This is a genomic window from Candidatus Micrarchaeia archaeon, assembly GCA_041653315.1.
Lineage (GTDB): Archaea > Micrarchaeota > Micrarchaeia > Anstonellales > JAHKLY01 > JAHKLY01.
The window spans coordinates 1-3276 of the sequence record JBAZFO010000069.1; the positions used below are offsets into that span (position 1 = coordinate 1).

A 3276-nucleotide genomic window follows, 5' to 3' on the forward strand; every position below is an offset into this window, starting at 1 on the left:
AGACGCTAAAACCAATCAAATTCTAAAAGATTTAATTCCATACTCAGAGGAAATTAAAGTAATATATTTGAAAGCAGGTAAATATGATAGGCCCGTTAGAATTGAATATTTCACTCCTAAAAATGAAGAGATGATGAGCTTGTGCGGTATAAATGATAAATATACATACCCGGCCATTCTAATTGATGTAGATCTTAGGGCCTTAATGGATGTTAGAGATGTTGAAAGAATATTGAAAGAAATTGAATTGTCACCTTATGTGGACAATAAACTTTTAAGAAGAAATATGAGGCCGTTCAGATAAAAAAGTATATAAACTTGTTTTATTTCCAATATGTGTTATGGTAAATAGTAATATTTCAATTGAAAAAAAAGATCAATCAAAAAACGGAAAATTTGATGCTCAAGGAATTAAAGATAAATATGAAAATGCACTTGAGAAAAATGAAATAAAGTTGTTAAGTAAAAAATTATTAATAGCAGTTCAAGAAAACAAAATTGAAGATGTAAAGGAGTTATTAAAATTAGGAGCGGATGTTAATACACAAGGAGACTTAGACAGGACTCCTCTCATGTGGGCAGTTAATGAAAACAATATTGAAATAGCCAAATTGTTAATAAAAAACAGCGCGGATTTAGATATTCAAGATAGATATGGTTGGACTGCTCTTACGAAAACTATAGGTAAAGATAATATTGAAATAACCAAATTATTAATAGAACATGGTGCTAAATTAGATATTCAAGACAGTGAAGGTAGAACTGTTCTCTTGTTAGCAGTTCTGAAAAACAATATTGAAATAACCAAATTATTAATAGAGAACAGTGCAGATTTAAATCTACAAGATAAAGATGGCTGGACTGCTCTCACGTGGGCTGCAGTTTTTAGTAACGGTAATACAGAAATAGCCAAAATGTTAATAGAAAAAGGTGCGAATTTAGATGTTCGAGATTGTGAAGGTAAAACCGCTCTCATGCGTGCAGTTAGAGTAGAAAAATGGAAAACAACTGCTCCCCCCTGTTGGATAGTTGAAGTAGAAAATATTCAAATAACAGATTTGTTAATAGAAAAAGGTGCTAAGTTAGATATTCAAGATAATGAAGGTAAAACTACTCTCATGTGGGCAGTTAATAAAAGTAATATTCAAATAACTGAATTGTTAATAGGAAAAGGCGCAAATTTAAATCTTCAAGATAAAAAAGGCAGGACTGCTCTGATATTGGCAGTTAACGAATACAAAATTAAAATGACCAAATTGTTAATAGAGAAAGGTGCTAAGTTAGAAGTTAAAGATAATGAAGGTTATACGGCCTTTAGTATTGCCAATGAAAAAAATTATATAGAAATAACAGCAGCATTACGTGAATCTAAATCTAAAAGTGTAAATTAATTTTTATTTTTATTATTTTAAAAATGAAAGTATTTCCTTTTCATTTATTTTTTCTAATGATTTAAATTCCAAAACACGCATTGTTTTACCACTTCCTTTCAACTTTTCAATTTGTTCCTTTGATAAATTCTTAATAGAAAAACCTAAATTGACATGATCTTTCAATGCTACAAAGTAACATTTCCCATCAAGGTAAGAGGGAACACCCCATTTCATATCTTCACTTGAATCGGGGTAATTCTTCAATATTATTTTCTTTAACTTAATACAAATTTCCTTTTGTGAACTTTTTTGTTTTGAAATGTATTCATCAATTTTGTTCATTCTTTCACCATTGCCTTTTTTCTTAATTCTTGTGGCATTTTCTCAATTGCATATCTTAAGGCCGTTCGGGGCATAACTTTTTTGTTTTTAATTACATAATTGAAAATGTCTTTTTGTTTTGTTCTACTCTCTTCTTTGAGTAACCAACCATAACCCTTTTGTACTAAATCTTCCTTGTCCATCATTAAAATGTCTGCTATTTCTAACGCTTCCTTGAAGAAAAGACCTCTCTTCGCAGGAACTATTAATGAAACTGCCGCTGCACGGCGCATCCACATGTTTTTAGATTTTGCCCATTTTTTTAAAATTGAAACTTGTTTGGGATACATTTCCATAAATTCTCCAATAGTATGATTACATAAAGTATCACAAGTAGCCCAATTTGTAACATAATTTTCTATCCACTTTTCAAATACAAAAATATCTTTTTCTTCAAATTGTTTGTGGACGTTATAGGACCAGTTACATGCTATAAATGATTCTTCCATGTACCCGGACTTAAATAACTCTTCACACAATTCAAAAATTTCTTTTTTTGTTTTGTCTTTTACTTCTGAATAATACTTTTTAGAAATTTGACTACATAATGAGGTTTTCATACCATAAACTTTGATTTTCTCTTTAAAGAAACGTTTTGAACTTTCTTTAAGCTTTTCGTCAGAATTGCTCTGAAGCTCTTTACGTAATGGAATTAAAATTGAATTCATATTTTTACCTCTATAAATTATTTCTAACAGAAGATATAATAATATAGAACTCAGACATATCTTTTTAAATGTTCTCGCTCTAAATATTAGTTGATAGCTCCACTCCGAGTGACGGCCTTAAGCCGTTAAAAAAAACGCCACCGCTGGTCCAAATGGGCCAGCCTAATTCTCTTTTATGTTATTATTCTAAAATTAATTTTCCAAAATGATCTTTAAATTCCTTTTCCAAACTTTTAGGTACAGGCATATAATCTTCACAATCAGGTTTAACTCCCTCTTTAAAAAATCCTTTACAACCTTTTTTCACACAAGATTCTGGAAGTTCTCCCTTCATTGTTTTCATATTTGTGGAACTCTTTGCCCACATACACATTTGAATTGTCATTTTTCATCCACTCTACTTATTTATTGTTTCCATAGTATTTATATGTTTCGTTTTGAAAAAACATAAAGGTATGAATTACAAGAAAAATATATATAAATAAGTAATTATTAAATAATATATGAAAAGATGTGCAGAATTAAAAAATATTAGTATTGAACTTGATAAAAAATTCAAACAATTTGTAAATAATTGTAGAGACCCTGAAGAGTATGACAAAAGAAAGGCCGAATTTATGAAGATAAAAACAAAAATAGGTCTCAGTGAACATCAAATGAGAGAACATTGTGTTAAAGAGAATTGTCCAAGTGATTTTTGTTTGAAATTATATGATGAAATAATGAAAGAAGTTCCTAAAATAGAATAAATATTATTCTCTTTTTTTACTTAGCAAAAAAACTATTCGAACCCCAATATAAATGAATATGTAAAATCAGATTGCCACTGCATGGGGGGAGGGGCATGCTTATTC

General features: G+C 29.6%; 6 protein-coding genes. 3 read left to right on the forward strand and 3 right to left on the reverse strand.

Features of this window, described 5'->3' with window-relative positions:
• Together WC356_07645 and WC356_07650 are read left to right on the forward strand one after the other, a co-directional pair.
• On the forward strand, nucleotides 1-304 hold a 304-nt coding region (locus WC356_07645; GenBank protein ID MFA5383015.1), incomplete at its 5' end, for a hypothetical protein.
• A gap of 37 nt (nucleotides 305-341) precedes the next feature.
• Nucleotides 342-1391 (forward strand): ankyrin repeat domain-containing protein, encoded by a 1050-nt coding sequence (locus WC356_07650; GenBank protein ID MFA5383016.1) that lies wholly within the window; start codon nucleotides 342-344, stop codon nucleotides 1389-1391.
• 12 nt (nucleotides 1392-1403) lie between these two features.
• Here WC356_07650 and WC356_07655 read toward each other — a convergent pair whose 3' ends face one another.
• From WC356_07655 to WC356_07665, 3 genes are all read right to left on the reverse strand, one after another.
• Complete coding sequence (locus WC356_07655; GenBank protein MFA5383017.1) at nucleotides 1404-1715, reverse strand: DUF1801 domain-containing protein; 312 nt, start codon at nucleotides 1713-1715, stop codon at nucleotides 1404-1406.
• Nucleotides 1712-2422 carry a DNA alkylation repair protein gene (locus tag WC356_07660; GenBank protein ID MFA5383018.1) on the reverse strand — a complete coding sequence of 237 codons (711 nt, stop codon included), beginning with the start codon at nucleotides 2420-2422 and terminating at the stop codon, nucleotides 1712-1714. Before WC356_07660 ends, WC356_07655 begins: the two co-directional genes overlap by 4 nt.
• A 181-nt stretch (nucleotides 2423-2603) precedes the next feature.
• Nucleotides 2604-2807 carry a hypothetical protein gene (locus tag WC356_07665; GenBank protein ID MFA5383019.1) on the reverse strand — a complete coding sequence of 68 codons (204 nt, stop codon included), beginning with the start codon at nucleotides 2805-2807 and terminating at the stop codon, nucleotides 2604-2606.
• A 118-nt stretch (nucleotides 2808-2925) separates the two neighbouring features.
• On the opposite strand from WC356_07665, the gene WC356_07670 reads away from it, so the two are divergent.
• Nucleotides 2926-3171 (forward strand): hypothetical protein, encoded by a 246-nt coding sequence (locus WC356_07670; GenBank protein MFA5383020.1) that lies wholly within the window; start codon nucleotides 2926-2928, stop codon nucleotides 3169-3171.
• Nucleotides 3172-3276: the final 105 nt, after the last annotated feature.